Origin of the sequence: Mycobacterium sp. KBS0706 (genome assembly GCF_005938675.2) — a bacterium.
Classification (GTDB): Bacteria; Pseudomonadota; Alphaproteobacteria; order DSM-16000; family Inquilinaceae; genus Inquilinus.
Window position 1 is genome coordinate 110698 of record NZ_VCCH02000008.1, and the last position, 24409, is coordinate 135106.

Annotated in this window: 31 protein-coding genes; 14 read left to right on the plus strand and 17 right to left on the minus strand. The window is 70.7% G+C overall.

Annotated elements, in window-relative coordinates:
* The first annotated feature begins 5 nt into the window (after window positions 1-5).
* The gene (locus FFK22_RS06435) at window positions 6-503 is read left to right on the plus strand and encodes a DUF2155 domain-containing protein (RefSeq protein WP_138886946.1); all 498 of its coding nucleotides are present in this window, start codon (window positions 6-8) and stop codon (window positions 501-503) included.
* Here the strand turns inward: FFK22_RS06435 and FFK22_RS06440 are convergent.
* The 3 genes from FFK22_RS06440 to aat are packed head-to-tail and all read right to left on the minus strand — an operon-like array spanning window position 469 to window position 2491.
* Window positions 469-870, minus strand: a complete 402-nt coding sequence (locus FFK22_RS06440; RefSeq protein ID WP_138886947.1) for an MAPEG family protein — start codon at window positions 868-870, stop codon at window positions 469-471. The genes FFK22_RS06435 and FFK22_RS06440 overlap by 35 nt on opposite strands.
* A 59-nt stretch (window positions 871-929) precedes the next feature.
* The gene (locus FFK22_RS06445; protein WP_138886948.1) at window positions 930-1844 is read right to left on the minus strand and encodes an N-acetyltransferase; all 915 of its coding nucleotides are present in this window, start codon (window positions 1842-1844) and stop codon (window positions 930-932) included.
* Window positions 1841-2491 carry a leucyl/phenylalanyl-tRNA--protein transferase gene (gene aat, locus FFK22_RS06450; protein ID WP_138886949.1) on the minus strand — a complete coding sequence of 217 codons (651 nt, stop codon included), beginning with the start codon at window positions 2489-2491 and terminating at the stop codon, window positions 1841-1843. The genes FFK22_RS06445 and aat overlap by 4 nt, the downstream gene beginning before the upstream one ends.
* Before the next feature lie 301 nt (window positions 2492-2792).
* Between aat and trpS the strand changes: the two genes are divergently transcribed.
* Window positions 2793-3836, plus strand: a complete 1044-nt coding sequence (gene trpS / locus FFK22_RS06455) for a tryptophan--tRNA ligase (RefSeq protein ID WP_138886950.1) — start codon at window positions 2793-2795, stop codon at window positions 3834-3836.
* A 9-nt stretch (window positions 3837-3845) separates the two neighbouring features.
* On the opposite strand, the gene FFK22_RS06460 is transcribed toward trpS, so the two are convergent.
* From FFK22_RS06460 to FFK22_RS06500, 9 genes are all read right to left on the minus strand, one after another.
* Window positions 3846-4760: a hypothetical protein gene (locus FFK22_RS06460; RefSeq protein WP_138886951.1), complete on the minus strand. Its 915-nt coding sequence runs from the start codon at window positions 4758-4760 to the stop codon at window positions 3846-3848.
* Window positions 4761-4832: 72 nt separating this feature from the next.
* A complete protein-coding gene (locus FFK22_RS06465; protein WP_138886952.1) occupies window positions 4833-5738 on the minus strand; it encodes a hypothetical protein in 906 nt (301 codons plus the stop codon).
* 157 nt (window positions 5739-5895) lie between these two features.
* Window positions 5896-7233 (minus strand): acetyl-CoA carboxylase biotin carboxylase subunit, encoded by a 1338-nt coding sequence (gene accC, locus FFK22_RS06470; RefSeq protein ID WP_138886953.1) that lies wholly within the window; start codon window positions 7231-7233, stop codon window positions 5896-5898.
* Window positions 7233-7685, minus strand: coding sequence for an acetyl-CoA carboxylase biotin carboxyl carrier protein (accB, locus tag FFK22_RS06475; RefSeq protein WP_138886954.1), 453 nt, complete (start codon window positions 7683-7685; stop codon window positions 7233-7235). The genes accC and accB overlap by 1 nt, the downstream gene beginning before the upstream one ends.
* Window positions 7686-7692: 7 nt before the next feature.
* Window positions 7693-8157, minus strand: a complete 465-nt coding sequence (gene aroQ, locus FFK22_RS06480) for a type II 3-dehydroquinate dehydratase (RefSeq protein WP_306770078.1) — start codon at window positions 8155-8157, stop codon at window positions 7693-7695.
* 85 nt (window positions 8158-8242) lie between these two features.
* On the minus strand, window positions 8243-8734 hold the full coding sequence (locus tag FFK22_RS06485; RefSeq protein ID WP_138886955.1) for a TPM domain-containing protein: 492 nt from the start codon (window positions 8732-8734) through the stop codon (window positions 8243-8245).
* Between the two features lies 1 nt (window position 8735).
* A complete protein-coding gene (locus FFK22_RS06490; protein WP_138886956.1) occupies window positions 8736-9671 on the minus strand; it encodes a YgcG family protein in 936 nt (311 codons plus the stop codon).
* Window positions 9672-9673: 2 nt separating this feature from the next.
* Window positions 9674-10294 carry a LemA family protein gene (locus FFK22_RS06495; protein WP_138886957.1) on the minus strand — a complete coding sequence of 207 codons (621 nt, stop codon included), beginning with the start codon at window positions 10292-10294 and terminating at the stop codon, window positions 9674-9676.
* A gap of 109 nt (window positions 10295-10403) precedes the next feature.
* The gene (locus FFK22_RS06500) at window positions 10404-11273 is read right to left on the minus strand and encodes a LysR substrate-binding domain-containing protein (RefSeq protein WP_138886958.1); all 870 of its coding nucleotides are present in this window, start codon (window positions 11271-11273) and stop codon (window positions 10404-10406) included.
* Between the two features lie 101 nt (window positions 11274-11374).
* On the opposite strand from FFK22_RS06500, the gene FFK22_RS06505 reads away from it, so the two are divergent.
* Genes FFK22_RS06505 through FFK22_RS44355 form a run of 6 tightly spaced genes read left to right on the plus strand, consistent with a single transcriptional unit; the run spans window position 11375 to window position 14531 of the window.
* Complete coding sequence (locus FFK22_RS06505; RefSeq protein WP_138886959.1) at window positions 11375-12280, plus strand: DMT family transporter; 906 nt, start codon at window positions 11375-11377, stop codon at window positions 12278-12280.
* 52 nt (window positions 12281-12332) lie between these two features.
* A complete protein-coding gene (locus FFK22_RS06510; protein ID WP_138886960.1) occupies window positions 12333-12677 on the plus strand; it encodes a hypothetical protein in 345 nt (114 codons plus the stop codon).
* Between the two features lie 37 nt (window positions 12678-12714).
* Complete coding sequence (locus tag FFK22_RS06515) at window positions 12715-13200, plus strand: cupin domain-containing protein (RefSeq protein ID WP_138886961.1); 486 nt, start codon at window positions 12715-12717, stop codon at window positions 13198-13200.
* Between the two features lie 46 nt (window positions 13201-13246).
* Window positions 13247-13540, plus strand: a complete 294-nt coding sequence (locus FFK22_RS06520; protein ID WP_306770080.1) for a DUF3303 domain-containing protein — start codon at window positions 13247-13249, stop codon at window positions 13538-13540.
* Between the two features lie 9 nt (window positions 13541-13549).
* Complete coding sequence (locus FFK22_RS06525; protein ID WP_138886963.1) at window positions 13550-14347, plus strand: MBL fold metallo-hydrolase; 798 nt, start codon at window positions 13550-13552, stop codon at window positions 14345-14347.
* Window positions 14348-14402: 55 nt separating this feature from the next.
* Window positions 14403-14531 (plus strand): peptide ABC transporter permease, encoded by a 129-nt coding sequence (locus tag FFK22_RS44355; protein ID WP_138886964.1) that lies wholly within the window; start codon window positions 14403-14405, stop codon window positions 14529-14531.
* Window positions 14532-14550: 19 nt separating this feature from the next.
* On the opposite strand, the gene FFK22_RS06535 is transcribed toward FFK22_RS44355, so the two are convergent.
* On the minus strand, window positions 14551-14973 hold the full coding sequence (locus FFK22_RS06535; RefSeq protein WP_306770079.1) for a VOC family protein: 423 nt from the start codon (window positions 14971-14973) through the stop codon (window positions 14551-14553).
* A 100-nt stretch (window positions 14974-15073) separates the two neighbouring features.
* Between FFK22_RS06535 and gcvA the strand changes: the two genes are divergently transcribed.
* Window positions 15074-15976, plus strand: a complete 903-nt coding sequence (gcvA, locus tag FFK22_RS06540) for a transcriptional regulator GcvA (protein WP_138886966.1) — start codon at window positions 15074-15076, stop codon at window positions 15974-15976.
* On the opposite strand, the gene FFK22_RS06545 is transcribed toward gcvA, so the two are convergent.
* Complete coding sequence (locus FFK22_RS06545; RefSeq protein ID WP_221938436.1) at window positions 15973-17421, minus strand: multicopper oxidase family protein; 1449 nt, start codon at window positions 17419-17421, stop codon at window positions 15973-15975. The genes gcvA and FFK22_RS06545 overlap by 4 nt on opposite strands.
* 130 nt (window positions 17422-17551) lie before the next feature.
* On the opposite strand from FFK22_RS06545, the gene FFK22_RS06550 reads away from it, so the two are divergent.
* Window positions 17552-17818 (plus strand): I78 family peptidase inhibitor, encoded by a 267-nt coding sequence (locus FFK22_RS06550; RefSeq protein WP_138886968.1) that lies wholly within the window; start codon window positions 17552-17554, stop codon window positions 17816-17818.
* On the opposite strand, the gene FFK22_RS44360 is transcribed toward FFK22_RS06550, so the two are convergent.
* Window positions 17815-18435, minus strand: a complete 621-nt coding sequence (locus FFK22_RS44360; protein WP_138886969.1) for a CGNR zinc finger domain-containing protein — start codon at window positions 18433-18435, stop codon at window positions 17815-17817. The two genes, FFK22_RS06550 and FFK22_RS44360, sit on opposite strands and share 4 nt — an antisense overlap.
* A 76-nt stretch (window positions 18436-18511) precedes the next feature.
* On the opposite strand from FFK22_RS44360, the gene FFK22_RS06560 reads away from it, so the two are divergent.
* Together FFK22_RS06560 and FFK22_RS06565 are read left to right on the plus strand one after the other, a co-directional pair.
* On the plus strand, window positions 18512-19111 hold the full coding sequence (locus FFK22_RS06560) for a GNAT family N-acetyltransferase (protein ID WP_138886970.1): 600 nt from the start codon (window positions 18512-18514) through the stop codon (window positions 19109-19111).
* Window positions 19108-19428, plus strand: coding sequence for an antibiotic biosynthesis monooxygenase (locus tag FFK22_RS06565; RefSeq protein WP_138886971.1), 321 nt, complete (start codon window positions 19108-19110; stop codon window positions 19426-19428). Before FFK22_RS06560 ends, FFK22_RS06565 begins: the two co-directional genes overlap by 4 nt.
* Before the next feature lie 4 nt (window positions 19429-19432).
* On the opposite strand, the gene FFK22_RS06570 is transcribed toward FFK22_RS06565, so the two are convergent.
* On the minus strand, window positions 19433-21169 hold the full coding sequence (locus tag FFK22_RS06570) for an adenylate/guanylate cyclase domain-containing protein (protein WP_138886972.1): 1737 nt from the start codon (window positions 21167-21169) through the stop codon (window positions 19433-19435).
* Between the two features lie 239 nt (window positions 21170-21408).
* Here FFK22_RS06570 and FFK22_RS06575 point away from each other — a divergent pair, with 239 nt between their 5' ends.
* Together FFK22_RS06575 and FFK22_RS06580 are read left to right on the plus strand one after the other, a co-directional pair.
* Window positions 21409-21813 carry a VOC family protein gene (locus FFK22_RS06575; RefSeq protein WP_138886973.1) on the plus strand — a complete coding sequence of 135 codons (405 nt, stop codon included), beginning with the start codon at window positions 21409-21411 and terminating at the stop codon, window positions 21811-21813.
* A 1-nt stretch (window position 21814) separates the two neighbouring features.
* Window positions 21815-22723 (plus strand): GNAT family N-acetyltransferase, encoded by a 909-nt coding sequence (locus FFK22_RS06580; protein ID WP_138886974.1) that lies wholly within the window; start codon window positions 21815-21817, stop codon window positions 22721-22723.
* A 9-nt stretch (window positions 22724-22732) separates the two neighbouring features.
* Here the strand turns inward: FFK22_RS06580 and FFK22_RS06585 are convergent, their stop codons facing one another.
* The gene (locus FFK22_RS06585) at window positions 22733-24322 is read right to left on the minus strand and encodes a pentapeptide repeat-containing protein (RefSeq protein WP_138886975.1); all 1590 of its coding nucleotides are present in this window, start codon (window positions 24320-24322) and stop codon (window positions 22733-22735) included.
* Window positions 24323-24409: the final 87 nt, after the last annotated feature.

The following is a 24409-nucleotide window of genomic DNA, read 5'->3' on the forward strand; positions in this document are numbered from 1 at the left end:
GGACCATGCGTAGCCTTCTCGTGCTTCCCGCGCTCGCGGCGCTGGCCGCCGCGTCTCTTCCGGGCGCGGCGCAGGCCGCGGCCACGATCGACCAGCCGATCGCCGAGCTGCGCGGCCTCGACAAGATCACCGCACGGACCCAGCCGCTCGAAGCCAAGGTCGGCGAGACGGTGCAGTTCGGTACGCTCGGCATCACCGTCCGCGCCTGCCGCAAGGCACCGCCCGAGGATCCGCCGGAGAGCGCGGCGTTCCTCGAGATCACCGACACCCCGCCGAGCAAACCGGCCGCCACGGTCTTTTCCGGCTGGATGTTCTCGTCCTCGCCCGGCGTCTCGGCGCTCGACCACCCGGTCTACGATGTCTGGGTGGTCAGCTGCACCGACACCTCGCCGGCCGCCGCCGCGGCCCAGCAGGAGGTCGACGAGAACGTACCGGACGCCTCACCGTTGCCGCTGCCGGAGATGAAGATCATCCCGCCGGCGCTGCCGCCGGGCCGCCAATAGCAGCCAGCGCGAACAGGCCGAGGATGCAGAGGAAGCCGACCGACCAGAGGTTCGAGCGCAGGCTCGGCCGGTCCGCAGCATAGGCGCCGGTGTAGGCCAGGCGGATCAGTACGAACAGCCCGGCCAGGATGTCGGCCCAGTCCTGTGGTGCGCCGCGCATCTGGGCGATGATCACCGCCGCGGCGAAGGCCGGGAACGTCTCGAAATGGTTGCGGTGCGCCCAGTCCAGCCGCTGCTGCCAGCCGGTCAGCCGCTCCATGTCCCGGCGCGGGGCGTGGTTGTCGACCCGCGACGTCACCTTGGCCGGCATCACGGTCAGATAGGGCAACAGGATGGCCGCCAGGACCATCCAGAGGGCAAAGGTCATCGCGGCGACTCCGGCAGCATCGGGTGCATTGTCGCCACGGCCCGCCGGCCGGGAAAGCGCTATCCGGCGGATGCAAAATCCTTCGCATAGACCGGGACGGTCTCGGTGACGGCGAAGCCGTGGCGGCGGTAGAGAGCCTGGGCGGCGTCGTTCACCGCCGCGACCTCCAGCACCGCGGTGCCGGCTCCGGCCGCGCGCAGGCGGCGCAGGCTCTCGGCCACCAGGATGTCGCCCAGCCCGCCGCCGCGATGGTCCGGGTGGCGCCCGATCAGGGCGACGTCGCCCTCGCCGCCGGCGGATCTCGGCGGATGCACGCGCAGGAAGCCGGCGACGGCGTCGCCGCGCAGGATCAGGCCGTGGTTCTCCGGCATCGCCCGGGCGCGGGCGGCGAAGCTGTCGAAATCCGGGATGCTGGCGCCGGGGACGGGCGTCATGGCGCGGCAGACGGCCTCGTGCTGGCTGCGCATCGTCGCCTCGGTCGGCGGCGACCAAGTCAGGCCCTCGGGCAAGGGCGGCACTGGCGGCGGGGCGGTGTCCAGCGGCCGGCGCATCACATGCATGCGGTAGGCCTCGCGATAGCCGCGGGCCTGCAGCTCGTCCGCGCGGCCGGCGAAGACATCCTCGGTGCCGACCTCCAGCCGGTTCCGGGGGCCGGCAGCGGTGACCGCCTCGGCCTCGTCCAGCAGGAAGCCGGCCAGCGCATCCCCGTCGCAGCCGGGCAGGAGGCAGAGCGGCACCAGGATCGCGGCGTTGCGGTCGTTGGTGGTGGCGTCGACCACCGCGGCGACGGCGACCCGGTGGCCCTCGGCATCGACCGCGTCGATGATGCTGCCAGGCCCCAGTACCAGGCGCGACAGGCCCCAGCGTGGCTCGAACGGCGTGGTCGGCACCGGATGCGCCTCGACGAAGCGGATCAGCGCGTCGTCGATCGGGCCGTCCGGCACCGGCCGGCGGCGCAGGGGCAGGGCGGTCATGGCTCCTCCGGCTGGCGATGCAACAACAGGTCCAACTCGGGCTCCGGGTCGGCGCCGGCCCAGTCCGGCCGCAGCGCCAGCGCGTCATCAAGGCGGCGGCGATATTCGGCGCGCTCGATCTCGACCGTGCCGAAGCGGGCCAGGTGGTCGGTGACGAACTGGGTGTCGAGCAGAGCGAAGCCGGCGGCGCGCAGCCGGGCGACGAGATGGACCAGCGCCACCTTGCTGGCGTCGGTGGCGCGGCTGAACATGCTCTCGCCGAAATAGGCGCCGCCTAGCGCGACGCCGTACAGCCCGCCGACCAGCGTGTCGCCGTCCCAGCATTCGACGCTGTGGGCGAAGCCGGCCCGGTGCAGCGTGGTGTAGAGGGCGACGATCTCGTCGTTGATCCAGGTGTTCGGCCGGTCGAGCGCCGGCGCGGCGCAGCCGGCGATCACCGCGTGGAACGCTTCGTCGGCGGTGACCTTGAAGCGGCCGGCCTTGACCGTGCGGGCCAGCCGGCGCGGCACATGCACGCCGTCGAGCGGCAGGATGCCGCGACGGGGCGGGTCGAACCAGTGCAGCTCCGGGCTGTCGGCCGATTCCGCCATCGGGAACAGCCCGGCGGCATAGGCGCGCAGCAACAGCTGGGGCGTGACTCGAGTCATGGCCGGGACCGGAACGTGGTCCCAGGGATATGGGGCGGCGCGGCGCTCATGTCCCGTCGATAGCGGAGGGCGGGGCCCGCGTCCACCCGTCGCCATCTTTTCCGCGCGCCCCGTCTGCTGTATGGTGCCGGCCATGACGAAGCCCGCGACCCTGTTCCGGAATTGGTGGCGCAGCGCCTGATGGCGGCTCTGCGTGCTTTGTCCTGCACCCCGGCCGCTCCGATGGAAGCGGCCTTTTTCATGTTCTGAGACGGCGATCCATCCGAGCGGCCTTTCCTCCCTGCTCGAAAGGATTCGTCCCATGTCCGACCTCGCTTTGGCGCATCCGCCGGTGCCCGAGATCACCGCGGCCGATGTGGTGCTGACCGGCGACCGGCCGACCGGGCCGCTGCATCTCGGCCATTACGCCGGCTCGCTGGCCAACCGGCTGCGGCTGCAGCGCCTGTGCCGGCAATTCGTGCTGATCGCCGACCTGCAGGCCCTGACCGACAACGCCGCCGATCCCGGCCGGGTCAGCCGCAACGTGATGGAAGTCGCGCTCGACTACCTCGCCATCGGCCTCGACCCGGCGCGCAGCGCCGTCGTGCTGCAATCGGCGGTGCCGGAGATGGCCGAGCTGGCGATGCTGTACCTCAACCTGGTCACCGTGGCGCGGCTGGAGCGCAACCCGACGGTGCGCGACGAGATCCGCCAGCGCGGCTTCGCCCGCGACCTGCCGGCCGGCTTCCTGTGCTATCCGGTCAGCCAGGCGGCAGACATTACCGCGGTGGCGGCGACGCTGGTGCCGGTCGGGGCCGACCAGGCGCCGATGCTGGAGCAGACGGTGGAGATCGTGCGTGCCGTCAACCGGCTGGCCGGCGCCGCGGTGCTGCCGGAGCCGCGCATCCTGCTGTCGACCACGCCGCGGCTGCCGGGGCTGGACGGCCAGGGCAAGGCCAGCAAGTCCGCCGGAAACGCCATCGATCTGCGCGACGACGCCGACACCGTCCGCACCAAGATCCGCCGCATGTACACCGATCCCGGCCATCTCCGGGTCGAGGACCCGGGCAAGGTCGAGGGCAATGTCGTCTTCGCCTATCTCGACGCCTTCGATCCCGATCCGGCGGCTGTGGCCGATCTCAAGCGCCAGTACCGTGCCGGCGGGCTGCCGGACATCGTCGTGAAGCGCCGGCTGGAGGAGGTGCTGGAGGCGCTGCTGGGCCCGATCCGCGAGCGCCGGGCGCAGCTCGCGCGCGATCCTGGCGAGGTCCGCGCCGTGCTGCGCCGCGGCACCGAGGCGGCGCGGCAGCAGGCGGCGCAGGTCCTGGACGCGGTGCGCGGCGTGTTCGGCCTGGTCCGGCCGTGACGGCGCGGCTCAGTAGCTGGCGGTCAGGTTCAGCCGCTTCACCAACGCCGCCAGCCTGGCCGGATCGCCGGATTCGAGTCCCGCCAGCTCGGCGAGGGCGACCGGCGGCTGTGGCGCCACCGACAGCCGGAACGGCCCGCGCGGCTGCGGCATGGCCTGGATGAAGCGGCCGATGGCGTCCACCGACCCTGGCGGCACACCGGCCGCGGCCAGGACCACCAGCCCGGCCATCGCCTGCATCTTGGCCGCGGCGACCGCGCCCTCGGGATCGGTCTCGCCATTCGGCAGGGCGGTCAGCGCCGGCAGCAGGGCATAGCCCTCGAGCATGCCCTGGTTGTCGAAATCCACGGTCAGGGACTGCAGCGACAGCCCAGCCAAGGTCTCCGGCTCCGGCACCTGGTTTGCGGCCACCTTGTCGAGGTTGAGCCCGCGCAGCGCCGCCGTGACGGTGATGTGGCCGATCCTCTCGCCGCGGAAGGTGGCGTCCCGGATGGTCAGGACATTGGTGGCCGCGTCGTAGTCGTAGTCGAACGAGACCTCGACCGGCTTCTGGACCAGATTCATCTGATAGGCGCTCGCCGCCGGCATGGCCGGCGCGAAGAAGCGGATGCCCTCGGCGCGTAGCGACAGGGTGATCGGCATGCGGTCGGTGTAGAAGCGCTTGAAGTCGATCCGGTCGACGGTCAGCGACCCCACCACCCAGCCCTGGTACTGGCTGATCGTGATCTTCAGGTCGGCATAGCGGCAGCCGGTTTCGCCGACCGGCGTCACCTTGCCGACCGCCGGGGCCTCCTCGGTCGCCCGGATCATCGGGATCAGGTCGCGGCAGCGCTGCACCGGGTCCGCCGGGACCGGGGCGGCCCAGGCGGGCAGGGCGATGCAGACAGCGATCCCGGCCAGGACAAGGTGTCGAAACGGGGTCACGATGCCTCCCAACGACAATGGCCGGGGAGTTGCCGCCCCGGCCATTGCTTCACATCACGCTTTGAGCGCCGGTCAGTAGCTGACGGCGACGTTCAGGCTCTTGACCAGGTCCATCGACGCGGCCTCGCCCGGCTTGATCGTGGCCAGCTGCGCCAGCGGCACCGGCGTGACCGGGTCGACCGAGATGGTCAGCGGGCCCTTCGGCGCCGGGAAGTCCTGGGCGAAGGCCATCAGGCTCTTCACCGCGGCCTCAGGCACGCCGATCGCCGACAGCGCCGCCATGCCGAGCACGGCCTGGCTCTTGCCCTGCTCGATCGCGGTCTTCGGGTCCTCGCCCTGGGCGGTCGCGAAGGCGATCACCTTGTCGATGATGCCCTTGTTCTCGAAATGCAGCTTGATCTTGCGCAGCGAGGCCGTGCCCATCAGCTGCATCGGGTCGGCCGCGGCCGCCGGGTTGGCCGCGTCGATGCCGTCCAGCGCGCCATCCAGCGAGATCTCGCCGAGCGACTCGCCGCTGAGCTGGAACTCGGTCAGCGTGAACTGCTTGGTGGCGGCGTCGAGCGCGTAGTCGATCGCGACGTCGAACGGCTCCTCGCCGAGGACGGCCTTGACCTCGGGGTTGTCGATCGAGATGCCCGTGGCCTGCCCCGTCAGCGTGTCCGACGGCTTGCCCTCATAGGCCTTGGCGAAATCGAGCTTGTCGAAGCTGAGCTCGTCGATCGTCACCGTGGTCGGGGTCTTGCCCGCGGCCACCTTGTCGGCCGGCTCGACCATCTTCAGGTCGGTGAACTTGCAGCCGGACTCGCCGAAGGATTCGACCGAGCCGACCTCGGCATTGTGCATCGGCGAATCGGCCGGGGCGAGGGTCAGCAGGCCCTTGCAACGCTCGACCGGGTCGGACGGGACGTCGGCCGCAAAGGCCGGGGCGGACATCAGCGCGACCAGGGCCGCCGCCGTCGAAGCACGAAACACGCTCATCTGTATCTCCTCGCATAACGGGGCGGCACCAGACCCGCAGGCCGGGAGTCCGGCCTGCGACAGCGATCGCTTCCCCCCGATCGCCATCCCCGGGCGCGGCTGCCCGGGAGTGCATGCACCAGTACTCCCCGAATTGGGCTGAATTCAGGCCGCTGCCTTACTTCGCCATCAGCCGCTCGAGCCAGCGGATGTCGTAGTCGCCGTTGATGAAGTCCGGCTCGGCGATCAGCCGGGCGTGCAGCGGCAGGGTGGTCTTCACCCCGTCGATGACATACTCCTCCAGCGCCCGCCGCAGCCGCATCAGGCATTCGTTGCGGGTGCTGCCGCGCACGATCAGCTTGGCGATCAGGCTGTCGTAATGCGGCGGGATGCGATAGCCGTCATAGATCGCGCTGTCGACCCGCACGCCCAACCCGCCCGGCGCGTGGTAGCCGTCGATCCGGCCGGGGGAGGGGGTGAAGGTCTCCGGATCCTCGGCGTTGATCCGGCACTCGATGGCGTGGCCCTGGAACTCGATGTCGGCCTGGCCGTAGCCGAGCGGCGCGCCGGTGGCGACGCGGATCTGCTCGCGCACCAGGTCGATGCCCGAGATCTCCTCGGTGATCGGGTGCTCGACCTGCAGCCGGGTGTTCATCTCGATGAAGTAGAACTCCCCGTCCTGGTACAGGAACTCCATCGTGCCGACGCCGCGATAGCCCAGCTTGCGCGCCGTCTCCGCCGCCAGGCCGCCGATGAAGGCGCGCTCCTCGGCGTTCAGGGCAGGCGAGGGGGCCTCCTCGATCACCTTCTGGTGCCGGCGCTGGATCGAGCAGTCGCGCTCGCCGAAATGCACCACGTTGCCATGGGTGTCGGCCAGCAGCTGGATCTCGATGTGGCGCGGATGGTCGAGATACTTCTCGACATAGACGCTGTCATTGCCGAAGGCGGCGCGGGCCTCGTTGCGGGCCATGCTGTAGGCCTCGGGCAGCTCGGCATCGGTCAGCGCGACCTTCATGCCCTTGCCGCCGCCGCCCGCCGTGGCCTTGACCAGCACCGGATAGCCCATGCCGCGGGCCAGCGCCTGGGCCTCCTCGACCGTGTCGACGGCGCCGTCGGAGCCGGGGACGACCGGCAGGCCGGCGGCCTTGACCGCGTCCTTGGCGGCGATCTTGTCGCCCATCACCCGGATGTGCTGCGCGGTCGGGCCGATAAAGGCGAAGCCGTGCTCCTCCACCATCTCGGCGAAGCGGGCGTTCTCGGCCAGGAAGCCGATGCCCGGGTGGATCGCGTCGCAGCCGGTGATGGTGGCGGCGGAGAGCAGGGCCGGGATGTTGAGGTAGCTGTCGCGCGCCGCCGGCGGGCCGATGCAGACCGCCTCGTCGGCCAGGCGCACCGCCATGGCGTCGCTGTCGGCCGTGGAGTGCACGACCACGGTGCGGATGCCCATCTCGCGGCAGGCGCGATGGATGCGCAGCGCGATCTCGCCGCGATTGGCGATGAGGACCTTCTCGAACATCAGTCGATCACGACGAGGGGTTCGGCGAACTCGACCGGCTGGCCGTCCTCGACCAGGATCGCGCCGATGGTGCCGGAGCGCGGGCTGCGGATCGGGTTCATCACCTTCATCGCCTCGACGATCAGCAGCGTCGCGCCCTCGGGAACCTTGTCGCCGACCTTGACGAAGGCGGCGGCGCCGGGCTCGGGCGACAGGTAGACGGTGCCGACCATCGGCGAGGTCACGGCGTTCTTCGGCGGTCCGGCCGGCGTCGCCGGGGCGGCGGCGGGGGCCGCGGCGGTAGCGGCGACCGGGCCGGCCATCGGCGCGGCATAGGTCGTCACCGGCGCCGGCTGGCGGTTCAGCCGGATGCGGCGGTCGCCCTCGGAGAACTCGATCTCGGTCAGGCCGGTCTCGTCGAGGAGCTTGGCCAGGCTGCGGACGAATTCGGGATCGAGGCTGAAGGTGCTCATCTGGTCTTCACCGGTCGGTTTCAAGGAGCCGCGCCATCGCCTGCAGGGCCAGCAGATAGCCATGCACGCCCAGTCCGCACACCACCCCGGTCGCCGCCAGCGAGACATAGGAATGGTGCCGGAACGCGTCGCGGCGGAAGATATTGGAGAGATGGACTTCGATCACCGGAAGTTCCGCCGCGTTCAGCGCGTCGAGGATGGCGACCGAGGTGTGGCTGTAGGCGCCGGCATTGACGATGATGCCGTCATGGGCGGTGCGGGCCTCCTGGATCCAGGTGACCAGCTCGCCCTCGTGGTTCGATTGCCGGAAGTCGATCTCGAGCTCGATCTGCTCGGCCTCGTCGGCGCAGGCCTGCTCGATGTCGGCGAGCGTGTCGCGGCCATAGATCTCGGGCTGGCGCACGCCCAGCATGTTGAGATTGGGGCCGTTGAGGATAAGGACCGTCGGCCGGTCCGACTGGATCGCCGTCACGCGTCGCTGCTCCCGGAATCAGTAGGCCGGGCGTATCATAGGCGGTGCGGCTTTCACAAGCGCCGTTGCACGACCCTGTCACCCTTCACAGGATAACCGGCCCGTCCGGCAGCTCCTCCGGATTGGCCTCGCCGGGCGCCGCCGGCCAGGCCCGCAGCAGTTCGGCGTCGATCGCGGCCAGCGCCTCCAGCACGCCCTCCTCGTACCGCCCGGCCTGGAATCGGTCGCGCAGCGCGGCGCAGATCCGCGGCCACACCGCATCGTCGACCTTGGCTGTGACGCCGCGGTCGGCGACGATCTCGATCCGGTGATCGGCCAGCAGCAGGTACAGCAGCACGCCGGTCGCCTGCGCCGTGTCCCAGACCCGCAGCCGGCCGAACACCTCCAGCGCACGTGTGCGGCTGTCGCGGAGATGCGGTGGGGCCGCGGCCTCGACCGCGATCACGATCTCGCCCAGGTGCCGGCGCTCGGCGCCGCGGATCGCCTCGTGCAGACGGGCCATCACCGCCGGCCCGAAATGCCGGCGCAGCAGCCGGTGGCCGTGCCATTCTGCGACGGGGCGAAACCGTCTGAGCATCTTACCAGCTTCCGGACGCACCGCCGCCTCCGCTCGATCCGCCGCCGCCGCTGAACCCTCCGCCGCCAGAGCCGCCGCCCGACCCGCCTCTCGACCCGCCGCCGAAGCCCCCTCCACCGGAGCCGCCGCCGAACCCGCCCCCGAAGCCCCCGGAGCCGCGACGGGTGCTGAAGCCGCCGCCCGGCCCGCCGAAGCTGCCGCCGATGCCGCCCAGAATCACCGCGCCGATGGCGCAGAACGCGCCGAAGAAGATCATCCCGGACAGGCCCCAGCCGAGGCCGCCGGCGACCAGCGCGCTGCCGCCGGCCGGCAGCGGCATCGGCAGCCCGATGGCGCGCAACCCGGCGCGGACGGCGGCGCCGACCAGGATCGCCAGGATGACGATCTGGAAGACGTCCTGCGGTGCCTCGCCCCGGCTCTCCGGCGGGGGCGGCGGCAGCGCCTCGCCGTCGATCAGCCGGATCAGGCTGTCGACCGCCGCGCCCAGGCCGCCGGCGAAGTCGCCCTGGCGGAAGGCCGGGGTGATCTGCTCGCGCACGATGCGGCCGCCGGTGATGTCGGGGATCGCGCCCTCCAGCCCGTAGCCGGGCTCGATCCGCACTGTGCGGTCGTTCTTGGCGACCAGCAGCAGCACCCCGTCGTCGACGCCCTTGCGGCCCAGCTTCCACTGGTCGAACACCCGCCTGGCATATTGCTCGACGGTGTCGGCGCCGGTGGTGGGCACCATCAGGATGGCGATCTGCGCGCCCTTGCGCTGCTCGACCGCCGCCAGCTTGCCTTCCAGCGCCTGCCGCTCGGCGGCGGACAGGGTGTCGGTCAGGTCGGTCACGTGCGCGCTCAGCTGCGGCACGGCGACCGGCTGCTGCGCCGCCGCCGGGACAACGGCCAGGACCAGCAGCCAGGCCGTCAGGGCCAGCCGGCGCAGCACCGCGGCCATGTTCAGGGCTTCGGCGCCGGCGAGGTCCCGAAATCGACCTTGGGCGCGGTCGAGATCGCGGCCTCGTTCTCGACGCTGAAATTCGGCTTGGCGCTGAAGCCGAGCACGCCGGCGATCAGGGTGCCGGGGAAGCGGCGGACGCTGACATTGTAGTCCTGCACCGCCTGGATCGAGCGGTTGCGCGCCGTGGCGATTCGGTTCTCGGTGCCTTCCAGCTGGGTCATCAGGTCCTGGAACAGCGCGTCGGATTTCAGCTGCGGGTAGTTCTCCGTCACCACCAGCAGCCGCGACAGAGCCGAGGACAACTCGCCCTGGGCCGCCTGGAACTTCTGCAGCGCCGCCGGGTCGTTCAGCGTCTCCGGCGTCACCTGGATGCTGCCGACCTTCGCCCGGGCCTCGGTCACCTGGGTCAGCACGTCCTTCTCCTGGTTGGCGTAGCCCTGCACGGTCTTGACCAGGTTCGGCACCAGGTCGGCCCGGCGCTGATACTGGTTCAGCACCTCGGACCAGGCGGCCTTGACGGTCTCGTCGCCGGCCAGGAAGCGGTTATAGGCGCTGCCGCCCCAGACCGCGACCAGCACGACCAGGACGACGACCACGATCAGCCCGGTGAAACGACGCATCCGATCCCCCTCGGTCAGCGGAGCGAGCCCGCGGATTGCATCATCAACCCGCAATCGGGACAATCGTGCCTTGAGACCATCGCGGAATGGACGGTTCAGTGACCGGCTGTCACGCCGCGATGGCCTCCGGCCGACCCACCGCGTCGTGGATCTGCTCGGCCAGCCGGACCACTGCCGGGGTCCGCGGCCGGGCGCCCCAGGCCAGGGCGATCTCCAGCGCCGGCAGGGGTGGCAGCCCGTCGCGCTCGCCCAGCACCCGCATCCCGGCGGGCAGGCTGCAGCCCACCACCACCGCCACGGCCAAGCCGGCCTGGACCACGGCCAGCAGGCCGACCAGGCTGGGGCTGGAATAGGCGATGCGGTAGGGCCGCTGCGTCGCCGCCAGCGCCTCCAGCGTGACGCCGCGGGCGACGCAGCCGGGCTCGTACAGCGCCACTGGGAGCGGCTCCTCCAACTGCGGGTCGTGGTCGGGCGACCCGAACCAGACCAGCGGCTCGCGCCGCAGCAGTTCGCCGTCGCGGCCCGGTCCTCGGGTGATCACCGCCAGGTCGATCTCGCCGGCGGCCAGGCGCCGGTCCAGGAAGGTGGTCTGCTCGCAGGTCAGCTCGACCTCGACCTGGGGATGGCTGGCGGCGAACCGCGACAGGATCGGCGGCAGCAGCGAATAGGCGTAGTCGTCGGGGATGCCGAGCTGGACCCGGCCGCGCAGGTCGGGCTCGACCAGCGCCGCCCAGGCCTCTTCCTCCAGCCGCAGCATGCGCCGGGCGTGGCCCAGCAGGCTCTCGCCGGCATGTGTCAAGGCGACTTGACGGCTGCTGCGGTCGAACAGCCTTTTGCCGACCGCCTCCTCCAACCGCCGCACCTGCATGCTGACGGCCGACTGGGTGCGCCCGACCCGCGCGGCGGCCAGGCTGAAGCTGCCGCCCTCGGCGATCGCCACCAGAGTCCGCAGCACGTCGAGATCGAGGCGTCTGTCCATGGCTTCAGCATAAATCCAATTGATCGACAGCTTCAAATCTATTCGTTTGATTGAAGCTCGGGGCGGGCCCAGCCTTTCTCCACGGACTCCAGGAGGCGACCATGGGCGGCATCGAGGCGGCGGAGCGGCGGACGGGGATCCTGCAGCTCGCTCTGGGCATGGCGGTGGTCGGCACCGTCGGCGTGTTCATGGAGGAATCGGGGCAGGGGCCGGTCAACGCGGTGTTCTTCCGCTGCGTCTTCGGCGCGCTGGTCCTGCTGGCCTTCTGTGCGGCCCGCGGCTGGCTGCGCGACCTGCGCCTGGCGCCGCGGCAATGGGCGCTGATCCTGTTCGGCGGCGTCTGCATCGTGCTGAACTGGGTCGCGTTCTTCGCCGCGATCCGCCACACCTCGATCGCCTTCGCCACCATCGTCTACCATGTCCAACCCTTCTGGGTGGTGCTGTCCGGGGCGGTGCTGTTCGGCGAGCGGCTCAGCGGCCAGAAGCTGGGCTGGATCGGCATCGCCTTCGCCGGGTTGGCCCTGGCCACCGGCATCGGCGGCGACGGGGCGGAGCCCGGGCGGCTGCTCGGCGCCGGCCTGGCCGTGCTGGCCTCGCTGCTCTACACCGGCACGGTGCTTTCGACCAAGGCGCTGCGCGGGGTGCGGCCGCATCTGACCGCGATGATCCATGCCGCCACCGGCATCGTGCTGCTGGCGCCCTTCGTCGGCGTCGCGGACCTGCCCGCGGCGCCCGGACCCTGGGGCTGGCTGGCCGGGCTCGGCATCGTCCACACCGGCCTGGTCTATGTGCTGATGTACGCCGCCTATCCGAAGCTGCCGACGCCGGTGATCGCGGTGCTGGCCTTCGTCTACCCGGCCTCGGCGATCCTGGCCGACTGGCTGGTCTACGGCCACCAGCTCGGGCTGGCCCAGGCGGCCGGGATGGGGCTGATCGCCCTGGCCAGCCTGGCTGTGACGCTCGGCTGGCGGCTGTGGCCGGCGCGGCGGGCGGCGGCGGCCGGGTAAGGCCGATAGAATGCACTTGACGGCGCATCAGGTTGTGTTCATGATATGTTCCATGAACAAGCCGCCCTTCTCCGAATTCGCCGCCGCCTTCGTCCTCGCCACCGATCCGGAGCTGGTCCGGCTCAAGCGGCAGATCGATGCGCTGCATGAGGTGGCCGAGACGGGCATGGCGGCGGCAGAGGCGCTGTCGAAGGATCCCGACAAGCTTTTGGAGACGGCGGACAGCTTCCTGCGCCTCGCCGATGAGGTGACCCGGGCGATCGCCCAGTCCGCCAGGCTCCGGGAGAAGTACCGTCGCCGGCGCGAGACGCTCGAGGCCGAGCGGGCCCGGCGGGTCGCCAGGGCCCGCGCCGCGTTCCTGGCGGCTGGCTCGCCGCCGGCGGGCACCCGGCACTAGGCTGGACCTTCCCATCGGCCAAGCCAGGGAGGCCGCCATGACCGACTCATCTTCGATCAACGCCGAAGGCATCTCCGAGCCGTTCCCCGTCGAGCGGGTGCCATGGGAGGAATTTGACCGCGGCCGGCTCGGCAGCCGGTTCCGGGTGCTCAGCAAATTCGGCGGCGGCAGCCATGTCGGCGTGGCCTATGAGGAGCTGCCACCCGGCAAGCAGTCCAACCTGCTGCACTACCACCTGCTGGAGGAGGAGCATGTCTTCATCCTCGAGGGCGAGCTGACGGTCCGGCTCGGCGACCGCTCCTATCCGGTGAAGCCCGGCGACTATGTCTGCTTCCCGGCCGGGCAGAAGGTCGGACACTGCCTGGTCAACCACACCGACAAGCCCTGCCGCTACATCCTGATCGGCGAGAACAACCCGCATGACGTCGCCGTATTCCCGGAAACCGGGCGGGTCAGCGTGCGGCTGACCGGCGAGGGCTATCGCAAGTCGGCGGTGATGGATTATTGGGAAGGCACGGACTGAATCCGCTAGCGCCGGACAACGGCGGGGAGGCCAGGCTGTGCTGTTCATGATCATCGAGCATTTCGCCAACCGTGACCCGGTGGCGGCCTATCGCCATCTGCGCGACGCCGGCCGCGGCCTGCCCGAGGGGCTGACCTATGTCGACAGCTGGGTCGAGTCGAATTGCGACCGCTGCTTCCAGCTGATGGAATGCGACGATCTCGCTCTGCTGCAGCAATGGGTCCTGCACTGGCGCGGCACCGGGGTGAGCTTCGAGATCGTGCCGGTGCTGCGCAGCGCCGAGACCCGCGCCGTGGTGGCGCCGCTGCTCGACCCGCCGGCCACCGGCCCGATCTCCTGAGAGGACTCCATGGCTGACCTGCCCGTGGCCGCCGAATGGTTCCGCAAGCGCGATATGGGCGGCGGCCTGACGCTGATCGTCGAGCCGCACACCGATGTGCTGATGCGGGCCAATATCTGGCATCTGCGCTGCCGCGACCGCGACCTGCTGGTCGATGGCGGCCTCGGCGTGGCGCCGCTGCGGCCGGCCTTCCCCGAGCTGTTCGAAGGGCGCGAGACGATCGCCTTCGCCACCCACACCCATGCCGATCACATCGGCGCGATCCATGAGTTCGAGCAGCGCTGGGTGCATCCGCTCGAGGCCGGGGCGCTGGCCCGGCCGCGGCCCGGCACGCTGATCTCCGACCAGATCCCGGCCGAGGCGCGGCAGCGCTTCCTGGACGCGGGCTACCCGCCGCTCGGGCCAGCCCTGGTCACCGCCGTGCCCCATGCCGGCTACGACCTGCGCGGCTATGCCCTGCAGGGCGCCGAGCCGACCCGGCGGATCGCGGCGGGGGAGGTGGTGGATCTCGGCGACCGCCGCTTCCGGGTGCTGCATGTGCCCGGCCATTCGCCCGGCAGCATCGCCCTGTTCGAGGAGGCGACCGGCACGCTGTTCGCCGGCGATGTGATCTATGACGGCCCGCTGCTGTATCGCGGCCCGGGCATGGACATCGGCGACTATGCCCGCTCCTTCGCCCTGCTGCGCTCGCTGCCGGTGACGATGGTCCATGCCGGCCATGACGACAGCTTCGGCAAGGTGCGGCTGGACGCCATCATAGACGCCTACCTCGCCCGCTGGCGGGCCGAGGGGCTGGTCGAAGGCTGATCGGAACGGTCCTCTGCCATCCCTCGTTTGCCCCGGGGGAACAAGCGAGGGATGCATGGCGGATCGGTGGGCGCGTCAGCGCGAGATCATCCTGCGCAGCCTGGCCCGGCGGCTGATCTTCCTCGCCGGGATCGTCGTGCTGGCCCTGGTCATCCTGCTGGTCCGGTTCGGGCCCTGGTCGTGAGACCGGCCGAGCCCGCCCGTCACTTGGCGAAGAGTTGGCCCCGATCGGCGAAGGCCTTGAACTCCAGCGCGTTGCCGGACGGATCGAGGAAGAACATCGTCGCCTGCTCGCCGACCTGGCCCTTGAAGCGGACATAGGGCTCGATCACGAAGCGGGTGCCCGCCGCCTTCAGCCGCTCGGCCAGGGCCTCCCAGTCGGCCATCTCCAGCACCACGCCGAAATGCGGCACCGGCACGTCATGACCGTCGACCGGGTTGTGGTGCGTCGCATCCTCTTCCGCCGGTGCCGCCTTCAGATGGGCGACGATCTGGTGGCCATACAGGTCGAAATCGATCCAGCTGTCGGAGCTGCGGCCCTCGGGGCAGCCGAGAACGGTGCCGTAGAACCGGCGGGCGGCGGCCAGGTCGCGCACAGGGAAGGCGATGTGAAAGGGCGACAGCATTCTCATGGATCCTTGCTGGACATTATCCGGCGCCACTTGCGCCGCGGCAGGGTCTAAGCGGAGAGTCGTGGCCGGACAATCGAGAAAGAGGCTCGGATCAATGAGCTCGGATCATGAATACCGCCTCCCGTCGCTGAACGGAGTTCGCAGCTTCGCCGCGGCCGGGCGGCACCTGAACCTGACCGCGGCGGCCGCGGCGCTGGGGGTGACCCAGGGCGCGGTCAGCCGCGCCGTGCAGGCGCTGGAGGTCGAGCTCGGCACACCCCTGTTCCGCCGGGTCGGCCGCGGCATCGAGCTGACCCCCGCCGGCGCCGCCTATCACGCCCGGATCACCGACGCCCTGGCGCAGATCGGCGCCGCCACCCGCGCCCTGCGGCGGCCGGAGCGCGAAGGCATCCTGTCGCTCAGCGTGCTGCCGACCTTCGCGCTGCGCTGGCTGGTGCCGCGGCTGCCGCGGTTCCATGAGCGCCATCCGGACATCCAGGTCGACCTGTCGGCTTCGGAGGAGTTGATCGATTTCGGCGCCGACCCGGTCGACCTGGCGCTGCGCAACGGCACCGGCGGCTGGCCGGGGGCGGAGGCGACGCTGCTGATGGAGGAGACGGTCGGCGTGTTCTGCGCCCCCGATCTGCTGCGCCGGCGCCCGATCGCGGCGCCGGCCGATCTGCGCGACCACCGCCTCCTGGTCCACACCACACGGCCCGCCGCCTGGGCAGAATATTTCGCCTCGCTCGGCCTGGGGCCACCCGAGATCTCGGGCGGCCCCGGCTTCGAACATTTCTTCATGCTGGCCGAGGCAGCCGCCGCCGGCATGGGGCTGACGCTGCTGCCCCTGTTCCTGGCCCGCGCCGACATGGCCGCCGGCCGCCTGGTCCAGCCGATCGGCCACACCATGCGGCCCGCCAGCGCCTATTACCTGCTGCACGCGCCGGGGCAGGGCGGGCTCCGCAAGATCCGCCTGTTCCGCCAGTGGCTGCAGGCCGAGGTGGCGGAAGGGGCTTAGCTGACGCCCTCATACTCCACCGTCGTCATCATGCCGCTCTCCATGTGGTACAGGTGGTGGCAGTGGAAGGACCAGCGGCCGGGGTTGTCGGCGTCGAAGGCGACGGTCACGGTCTTGCCTGGCGGCACCAGCACCGTGTCGCGCCGGGCGCCGGACAGAGCTTTCCCGTCGATCGCCACCACCTGGAAATGATGGCCGTGCAGATGCATCGGATGCGCCATCATCGACGGATTGGTCATCGCGATCGCCACCCGCTCGCCCTGGCGCACCATCAGCGGCGAATCCTGGCCATGAACCTTGCCGTTCAGGGTCCAGACATAGCTCGCCATGTCGCCGGCCAGCACAACCGGGATGGTCCGGTCCACCGCGCGGGCGGCCAGCGGCTCGGTCGCCTGCAGTTGCGCTTCCAGGGCGAGGTCCAGTGGCGCCGATTTATCCTCGCCGAGATCGGTGATACGGGCGACGTTGGCGCCGGGGGCGGCCAGCACCAGCCCGGTGCGCTGCCGGTCGCCCTCGCGCAGCGCCAGCACCGGCAGGGCCTGGCCGGCCGAGATGGTCAGGCGGATGTCGAGCCGTTGGGCGACCGCGATCGGGAAGCGCCGGCCCGTCACCGGCGCCACCGCCATGCCGTCGACCGCAATCAACGTGCCCTCGGCCGCGCCGAGATCGATGTGGAAGTTGGTCGCCGCCGCGCCGTTGATGATGCGCAGCCGCACCCGGCCGCCGCCCTCGACCCGCACCACCTCGGGGTCGGCCAGCGTACGATCATTGGCCAGGTAGGCGTCGTATTCGACGTCGTTCAGGTCCATCGCCATGCCGCCCGGCATCGCCATGCCCGGCATGTCGTGCTGCATCCCCGGCATGGGCTGCATCGAGCCCATGGAGTGGCCGCTGTGGTCCATCCCGGCCATGCCCTGGCTGCCACGCAGCCCGGCCATGATCTCGGCCGGGTCGCGGAAGCTGAAATCATGCAGCATCAGCACCACCTCCTGCTCGTCCAGCCCGGCCTCGGCCGGGTCGGCGACGATCAGCGGCGCCGCCAGCAGGCCCTGCTCCTGCAGGCCGAGATGGGAGTGCATCCAGTTGGTGCCCGGCCGCGCCAGCGGGAAGTCGTAGTCGAAGCCGGCGCCCGCCGGCAGCGGGTCCTGGGTCACGCCCGGCACCCCGTCCTGGCGCCACGGCGGGGTCAGCCCGTGCCAATGCACCAGCGTCGGCTCGTTCAGCGCATTGGTCAGGCGCACCCGGAAATCCCCGCCGGCGACGGCGCGCAGGCCGCCATCCGGCTGGGTGATGCCGAACACCGTCGCGGCCCGACCGCCGACGTCGAGGCTGCGGGTGGTGACGGTCAGCGCGGCCGGTGCGGCGGCGCGGGCAAGCCGGGGCAGGGCGCCGGCCAGAACAGCACTGGCGGCGACACCGGACAGAAAGCGGCGGCGGGTGATCACGATCGAATCCTCGACTTGACGGCATCGACCGCAGCCTGAAGCTTCCCCTTGCTGGAAGGTAAACCGCGTCACGACGTCGCCTTTTTTGTCGACGATCAGGGAGCGGACCACGAAACCCACGGAGCCGCCCATGAGCCCCGAATCCTCCCGCCGCCATCTCCTCGGTCTCGCCGTGGCCGGTGCCGCCGGCGGCCTCGCCGCCGCCTGCGCCCGCAGCCAGGCCGCCGCGCCGGCCGACACCGAGCCGTCCGTGTCCCAGGCCGAGCTCGACAAGCTCAAGGGCCTGATGCTGCGGACCGTGCGGCCGGGCGAAATGGTGACTATGGACTTCCGCGCCGACCGGCTGACCGTCGAGGTCGACGCCCAGGGCAAGATCCTGCGGGCCACTATCGGTTAGGGCGCGCGACTCCGTTCATAGTGCCGGCGCGCCTTGTGCCGGTTGCCGCAATCGGCCATCGAGCACCAGCGCCGGCTGAGGTTGCGCGAGGTGTCGAGGAACACCCAGGCGCAGTCGGGGTCGGAGCAGCTGCCGACCCGCTCGGCGCGGCCGGAGACCAGAAGCTCGGCCGCATCCCACACCACTGGCCACAGCGGCTGCTCCAGCGGGTCGGTCTCGGTCACGGTCCAGGCGAAGCCGGATTTGGCCGGCGCCAGGCCCGTGCGGGTCGGGGCCCGGGTCAGCACGGCGTTCAGCTCGGCGAGATCCTCCGCCGAGGCCACGGCCGGCGCGGTCAGGATCCGGCCCAGCGCCGCGCGCAGGCGCAGCGCCGTCGCCAGCACCGCGGCGGCGGCCTCCGGGCGCTCCGTCGCCTCCTGCGCCAGCCGCCTGGTCCCGGCCCGGTCGACGATGCCCACATGGCCGGCCCACAGCGCCAGCTCGCCATAGCCGGTCAGCCTTTCGCCGCGCTGGGGCACGTCGCCGCGCCACGCCTCGGTGTTGATGAAGTCGAGGCTGAGCGAGCCGCCGATTCGTTTCGGCGGCCGCACCGCGTAGGAGGGGGCCTGGGTCTGCATCGCCCGACCATCCTAGCGGTTGACTGGACCGGGGCAAGCCCGGCATCGTCGATTCAACCCGCTCAGGGGTTAGGATATGCCCAAGGACGATCGCGACACGACGCTCGATTGCCGGCCGGTGGCGCCGGAGCGGCTCGGCGACGTCGAGACCGTGTTCGCCGGCTGTGCCGATGCCGGCCGCTGCTGGTGCGCCTTCTGGCGCCGGAAGCGGCCGGACTACAACGCCGGCACCCGCGACGGCAGCAACCGCGCTTTGTTCCGCGACCTGGTCGAGGCCGGCGAGACGCTGGGGCTGGTCGGCTATCGCGACGGCCGGCCCGTCGCCTGGTGCGGCGTCGCCCCGCGCGCGGAGCAGCCGCGCCTGGCCCGGTCGCGCAACCTCGCTCCGGTCGATGATCTGCCGGTCTGGTCGGTCACCTGCTTCGTGACCGCCAAGTCGCATCGCCGCACCGGCCTATTGCGCCCGCTGGTCGCGGCGGCGGCGCGGCTGGCCCGGTCGCGCGGCGCCCCGGCGCTCGAGGCCTATCCGATCGACGCGGCGCGGCCGCTGGGATCGGGCGAGATCTACACCGGCGTGCTGCAGCCCTTCCTCGACCTCGGCTTTCGCGAGGTGGCGCGGCGCAGCCCGACCCGGCCGATCGTCCGCCTCGACCTTACCCAGGAGGATCCGACATGATCGCACGGATGTGGCGCGGCCCGGTGCCGAAGGCGAAGAAGGACGCTTATGTCGCCTATCTGCGGGAGACCGGCCTCGGCGACTATGCCAACACCCCGGGCAACCGCGGCGTCTGGCTGCTGTGCCAGGACAAGGGCGGGGAGGTCGAGTTCCTGACCCTGACGCTCTGGGAGTCGGTGGACGCGATCAAGGCCTTCGCCGGCGAGGAGTATGGCCGCGCCCGCTACTATCCGCGCGACCGGGACTTCCTGACCCGCTTCGACCCGGAGGTCGAGCATTTCGAGGTGATCGACACTGCGGAGCCGCGCCAGGCTTGAGCCTCTATTCCGGCAGCCCCGCCTTGATCAGCCCGTCGCGGAGATGCTCCCGGTCCTCCTGGCGCTCGAGCAGGATGCTGGTGCGAAGGAACTCGGCGATCGAGAAATCCGGATTGCGCCGCAGCACGTTCGCCGCCTCGACCCGCGCCTCCTCCAACCGGCCGAGATGGGCGTAGCAGGCGGCCAGCCGCGCATTCGACCATTGCCACCGGTCGGGCAGCCGCTTCAGGGCCTGCGCCGCTTCGGCATAGCGGCCGAGGCAATAGAGGGCGACGCCGAGATCGGCATTGTACCAGGCTGGGTGGAACGGGTTGTGGCGGATGCCTGCCTCCACCCATTCGAGCGTATCGGGGCGGCCTCGCATCGCCAGCAGGAAGCCCATCTGCATCATTCCATCGGCGTCGCTGGGGTTGAGTTCGATCGACCGGCGGAGGTGGTGCTCGGCCGCGTCATGGTCGCGGCCGTACAGGCAGATCATGCCCAGCAGTCGGTGGCATCGGCCATCCTGCGGGTCCAGCTCCAATGAGTGCAGGCCGATCACGCGTGAAGCGTCCACCACGTCGGCCGGCGCGCTCGCATAGCCGTGCATCGCGACACGGACGAAGCCGAGATAGGCATGCGCGACGGCGTAATGCGGATCGAGCGCGATCGCACGCTCGAACATCTCGCAGGCCCTCTCGTTGTCGTCGTTGGCATAGCCTCGGAAATGGGCCACGCCGCGCAGCAGGCAGTCATAGGCGGAGAAGCTGCCCGTCGGCATCCGGTCCAAACGCTTGAGACCGGCATCCTCGATCCGGCCAATGAGGGTCGAGACGATCATGCGCGCCACGTCGTCCTGCACCGCGAAGATGTCGTCGAGGCTTCGGTCGTAGCGCTCGGCCCAGATATGCGCTCCGGTCGCTGCTTCGACCAGTTGGGCGGTGATCCGCACGCGCTCGCCGGCGCGGCGGACGCTGCCCTCGAGCAGATAGACGACACCGAGCCTGCGGCCGATCTCCGCGAGATCGATCGGCTTGCCGCGAAAGGCGAAGGAGGAGGTGCGGGCGGTCACGAACAGCGCGCGGAAATGCGCGAGGCCGGTGATGATGTCCTCGGTGATTCCGTCGCTGAAATAGGTCTCCTCCGGCCGGCCGCTGAGATTGTCGAAGGGAAGGACGGCGATGGAAGGCTTCTCGGGCAGGGGGAGTGGCATGCCCGGCAGGGGCGTGGCCAGCGACTCCGACCAGCGAAATACCCTGACCGGCTGGGCCATGTTCTTCAGCGTGCGTTCGCCGACATCCTCGAACGGAGCAGGGAACTTGCCCGCGAGCTGCTTTCGCACCGTGTCCGAAATGCAGATTCCTCCCGGATCAGCCAATGTCTGAAGCCGCGCGGCGAGGTTGACCGCGTCCCCAAGCAGATCCTCGCCTTCGACCACCACGTCACCGAGGCTGATGCCGATCCGGAAGACGATGCGGCGCTCGGCCGGTACCTCCGTCTGATCGATCGTCACCTCCTTCTGCAGGGCGACGGCGCAGGCGACCGCATCGACGACCGACCCGAATTCCACGATGGCGCCGTCGCCCATCCGCTTGACGACGCGGCCCATGTTCTCCGCGATCAGCCGGTCCGATACTCGACCGAGAAGGCGTCTTATCCCGGCGAGGGCACAAGCCTCGTCCATCTCGACCAGGCGGGAATAGCCAACGATATCGACGGCCATGATCGCCGCCAGGCGCCGCTCGGTCCGGAGACTCGCCATGAACGCCTCCCGGCTCTTCGTCCGATAGGCTGGTCCAAATTCCGTGCGGCCCCGGCTGGGGCCGCGACACGCCATGATATCACGGCCTCCGGGTGCATCGGCGCCTGGAAGAGTGATTTTGAGGGAAACGCGGCAGTTCCAGTCATGCGCAGACCCGAAGATCACCTGGGTCGACAAGCAGCCTCGGCTGGTCGAGTCTGGGCCCTCGACGCTGCGGAGTGACGAACGGGGAGAATGCCATGCGGTTCCATCAGGGCCGCCTGATCGACCATGTCCATCTGGTGGTGCGCGATCTGGAGGCGAGCAAGCGCTTCTACGCCGCGGTGCTGGCCTCGGTCGGCCGCTCGATCACCCATGAGGCACCGGATTTCTTCGCCTCGGACGAGCTGTTCGTCAGCCAGGGCGACGCCGTCAGCCATGTCCATCTGGCGTTCCAGGCGGCGGATCGCGACACCGTCCACCGCTTCCACGCCGCGGCGCTGAAGGCCGGCGGCCGCGACAATGGCGGGCCGGGTGAGCGGCACTACCATCCCGGCTATTACGGCGCCTTCGCGCTCGACCTCGACGGCAACAACATCGAGGCCGTGCATCACGGCCCGGCGACGCGCTCGGCCGAATCCGTCGTGATCACGGCCGAGGGCTGACGTGACCATCCGCCTGCGCCCGATCGCCGAGCCCGAACTCGCCGCCTTCGCCGCCATCGCCACCGACCCGGTCCACGCCGCGGCGGTGCGCCGCTATGCCCAGGATCTGCTGGCCAGGGGCGCGATGCGCCTCGACTGGTGCTTCCTGGCCGAGCGGGACGGGGCGCCCGTCGGCCGCATCGCCTTCTGGGCCTTGCCCGGGGCGGCCTCGCCCAGCGACATCGTGCTGTTCGACCTGCCCTGGTCGGCGCCGGAGGCGATCGGCGCCGCGATGCTGCGGCAGGCGGCCGACCGGGCGCGGTCGCTCGGCGCCGCCGCGCTCGGTCATGTCCTCGACACGCCGCTGCAGGCGCCGCAATGGCAGGCCGAGCCCGAGCGCCGCCGCGCGCTGCTGGCTGCCAACGGTTTCGAGATCCGTCGGGAGACAGTCCGGTTCGAGCTCGATCCCGCGACGCCCGTCCCGCCGCCGGTCGGCGGCCTGGCCTTCCGATCGATGGCGGAGGTGGGAGAAGCCGAGTTCCGGGCCGCGACGGAGCGGGTTACCGAGGGCACGCTCGACCGCCGCATCGGCGACGAGGACATCTTCGCCGATGCACAGGGGCTGCAGCACGAGCCGGGCTGGTGGGAGCTGGCCTACGGGCCGGACGGGGCGCTGGTCGGGCTGGTGATGCCGGCGCTGGCGCCCAGCATGGCGACGATCGGCTATGTCGGCGTGGTGCCGGAGCGGCGCGGGCGGGGCCATGTCCACGCGCTGCTGGCGCGCGGAACGGCGACGCTGGCCCGCATCGGCCGCTGGCCGGTCAGGGCCGATGCCGACACCCGCAACACGCCCATGGCCGACGCCTTCCGCCGGGCCGGCTGGCGCGAATTCGCCATCCGTACGGAGTTCGAACGGACGCTGGCGGGCTGACCCCGCTCTTCAGTTCAGGGGCTGGGGCTCGGCCGTCCCGCCGGCATTCCGTTCATAGGGGCACAGCTGGTTCAGGGCGATGCCGGTCTCCGCCTCCGGGAAGCAGCCTTCCCCGAACCGGCCCGCCTCGATCGGCAGGAACTGCCCCGCGCAGTTCACGGGCGCGACGGTGTCCGGCAATCCGCTGACGTCGCAGATCAGGGCGCCGCCCAGCTTGACGCCGGTCAGGTTCGCACCATCGAACTTCACATCGGTCAGGTTGGCGCCGCGGAAATCCGCATTGGTCAGGTCGCTGTTCTCGAAGGTCGCGCCGGTCAGGTCGGCGCGGACGAAGATCGCCCCCCGCAGGTCGATCCGGTCGAACCGGGCCGACCGGAAGAAGCCATCCGAGAAATCGGCCCCGGAGAAATCGGATCTACGGGCGTCGCTGCGCCCGGAGCCGGGGATCGAGAAATTGGCCCGGGGGCCGCAGGCGGCGTTGAACCTGGCGTTCGCTCCTTTGGCGCCCAGGAGCGTGGCCCGGCTGAGGGTGGCGTGCCGGAAATCCGCCCCGCCGAGCTGCGAATCGTCGAGCCGGGCGTCGTTCAGCATCGCGCACCAGAAATTGGCGCCCTCGGCGTTGGCGGTGACGATCTGGGCCCGGCCCAGCTGCGTCCGCAGATACGGCCGCCGGGGCAGATTGGGGGAGGCGAGGTTCTCGTCCGGCGCGAAATTCGCACCCGCGAGAGAGGCGTTGGCGAAGTTCGCCTGCGTCAGGTTCGACCCGCCGAGATCGGCCTTGCCCAGGCTCGCCTGGTAGAAGTTCGCCAGATACAGCTCGGAGGCCGAGAGGTCCGACCCCCGCAGGTCGGACCGGACCAGCTGGGCGAAGGCCATCGAGGCGCCGCGGAAATACCCGCCCGACAGGTTGAGCGGCACCTCCGCCGCAGCGGGCTCGCATGGACGCCGCGCGATGACGGACAGCGCGGCCTGGGTGTCCGCGCCGACCGCCGCTTCGTGCGAGGCCTCCTCCCGCGCCCTGCGGGCCGCGTCGCCGTCGAACACCGTCGGCGCGAAATGGGAGGAGACGACGGCGTGGGCGGCGATGGCGTCCAGCGCCACCCGACCGAGCTGGTCCTGGGCCGATCGGTCAGGGGCGCCCGAGACCATGCCGCCTCCGCCGCCGCCGGACAGGGGGCGCTGGTTGCCGTCCGGGCACAGCTCGTCCTGGCGGCTGCCGCCCATCAACTGCGCCAGGGCATGGACGCCGATCAGCCGGGTGGAGGTGTCGCTGCTGGCCAGGGCCTCGAAACCCTGGCTGTACTGCTCCTGCCGGCTCTTCTCGGCGCTCGCGCGTGCCGCCCCGGCCACCTGATGCAGGGTGTAGAGCGCGGCGACGACCAGGACCGGGACGATCAGCAACTGCCCGATGTTGCGGCGGTACCGGTCGGCATCCTTGGCCCGCTCCCTGCGGGTTTCGTAGCTGTGCCGCGCCGTCAGCAGCACCGGGCCCAGCAACCAGGCGATCAGGGCCAGCAGGACCACCGCCGCAATCAGCGCGATGGCGAGATTCGGACGGCTGCCCAGGTAGTTCTCGGCGTCGGCGAGCCAATTCGTCATGAAACCCTCCTGGGCCGGACCGCAATCCGGTGGCGGACGGCCGTCCGATCGGCAGCGCCGCAATTAGCGAGAACGGGAATGAATGGT

What these genes read in the sequence shown, in the direction of transcription:
- FFK22_RS06435 (WP_138886946.1), top strand. Translation starts at nt 6, where the DNA reads ATGCGTAGCCTTCTCGTGCTTCCCGCGCTCGCGGCGCTGGCCGCCGCG.
- FFK22_RS06440 (WP_138886947.1), bottom strand. Translation starts at nt 870, where the DNA reads ATGACCTTTGCCCTCTGGATGGTCCTGGCGGCCATCCTGTTGCCCTAT.
- FFK22_RS06445 (WP_138886948.1), bottom strand. Translation starts at nt 1,844, where the DNA reads ATGACCGCCCTGCCCCTGCGCCGCCGGCCGGTGCCGGACGGCCCGATC.
- aat (WP_138886949.1), bottom strand. Translation starts at nt 2,491, where the DNA reads ATGACTCGAGTCACGCCCCAGCTGTTGCTGCGCGCCTATGCCGCCGGG.
- trpS (WP_138886950.1), top strand. Translation starts at nt 2,793, where the DNA reads ATGTCCGACCTCGCTTTGGCGCATCCGCCGGTGCCCGAGATCACCGCG.
- FFK22_RS06465 (WP_138886952.1), bottom strand. Translation starts at nt 5,738, where the DNA reads ATGAGCGTGTTTCGTGCTTCGACGGCGGCGGCCCTGGTCGCGCTGATG.
- accC (WP_138886953.1), bottom strand. Translation starts at nt 7,233, where the DNA reads ATGTTCGAGAAGGTCCTCATCGCCAATCGCGGCGAGATCGCGCTGCGC.
- accB (WP_138886954.1), bottom strand. Translation starts at nt 7,685, where the DNA reads ATGAGCACCTTCAGCCTCGATCCCGAATTCGTCCGCAGCCTGGCCAAG.
- FFK22_RS06485 (WP_138886955.1), bottom strand. Translation starts at nt 8,734, where the DNA reads ATGCTCAGACGGTTTCGCCCCGTCGCAGAATGGCACGGCCACCGGCTG.
- FFK22_RS06490 (WP_138886956.1), bottom strand. Translation starts at nt 9,671, where the DNA reads ATGGCCGCGGTGCTGCGCCGGCTGGCCCTGACGGCCTGGCTGCTGGTC.
- FFK22_RS06495 (WP_138886957.1), bottom strand. Translation starts at nt 10,294, where the DNA reads ATGCGTCGTTTCACCGGGCTGATCGTGGTCGTCGTCCTGGTCGTGCTG.
- FFK22_RS06500 (WP_138886958.1), bottom strand. Translation starts at nt 11,273, where the DNA reads ATGGACAGACGCCTCGATCTCGACGTGCTGCGGACTCTGGTGGCGATC.
- FFK22_RS06505 (WP_138886959.1), top strand. Translation starts at nt 11,375, where the DNA reads ATGGGCGGCATCGAGGCGGCGGAGCGGCGGACGGGGATCCTGCAGCTC.
- FFK22_RS06510 (WP_138886960.1), top strand. Translation starts at nt 12,333, where the DNA reads ATGAACAAGCCGCCCTTCTCCGAATTCGCCGCCGCCTTCGTCCTCGCC.
- FFK22_RS06515 (WP_138886961.1), top strand. Translation starts at nt 12,715, where the DNA reads ATGACCGACTCATCTTCGATCAACGCCGAAGGCATCTCCGAGCCGTTC.
- FFK22_RS06520 (WP_306770080.1), top strand. Translation starts at nt 13,247, where the DNA reads ATGATCATCGAGCATTTCGCCAACCGTGACCCGGTGGCGGCCTATCGC.
- FFK22_RS06525 (WP_138886963.1), top strand. Translation starts at nt 13,550, where the DNA reads ATGGCTGACCTGCCCGTGGCCGCCGAATGGTTCCGCAAGCGCGATATG.
- FFK22_RS44355 (WP_138886964.1), top strand. Translation starts at nt 14,403, where the DNA reads ATGGCGGATCGGTGGGCGCGTCAGCGCGAGATCATCCTGCGCAGCCTG.
- FFK22_RS06535 (WP_306770079.1), bottom strand. Translation starts at nt 14,973, where the DNA reads ATGCTGTCGCCCTTTCACATCGCCTTCCCTGTGCGCGACCTGGCCGCC.
- gcvA (WP_138886966.1), top strand. Translation starts at nt 15,074, where the DNA reads ATGAGCTCGGATCATGAATACCGCCTCCCGTCGCTGAACGGAGTTCGC.
- FFK22_RS06550 (WP_138886968.1), top strand. Translation starts at nt 17,552, where the DNA reads ATGAGCCCCGAATCCTCCCGCCGCCATCTCCTCGGTCTCGCCGTGGCC.
- FFK22_RS44360 (WP_138886969.1), bottom strand. Translation starts at nt 18,435, where the DNA reads ATGCAGACCCAGGCCCCCTCCTACGCGGTGCGGCCGCCGAAACGAATC.
- FFK22_RS06560 (WP_138886970.1), top strand. Translation starts at nt 18,512, where the DNA reads ATGCCCAAGGACGATCGCGACACGACGCTCGATTGCCGGCCGGTGGCG.
- FFK22_RS06565 (WP_138886971.1), top strand. Translation starts at nt 19,108, where the DNA reads ATGATCGCACGGATGTGGCGCGGCCCGGTGCCGAAGGCGAAGAAGGAC.
- FFK22_RS06570 (WP_138886972.1), bottom strand. Translation starts at nt 21,169, where the DNA reads ATGGCGAGTCTCCGGACCGAGCGGCGCCTGGCGGCGATCATGGCCGTC.
- FFK22_RS06575 (WP_138886973.1), top strand. Translation starts at nt 21,409, where the DNA reads ATGCGGTTCCATCAGGGCCGCCTGATCGACCATGTCCATCTGGTGGTG.
- FFK22_RS06585 (WP_138886975.1), bottom strand. Translation starts at nt 24,322, where the DNA reads ATGACGAATTGGCTCGCCGACGCCGAGAACTACCTGGGCAGCCGTCCG.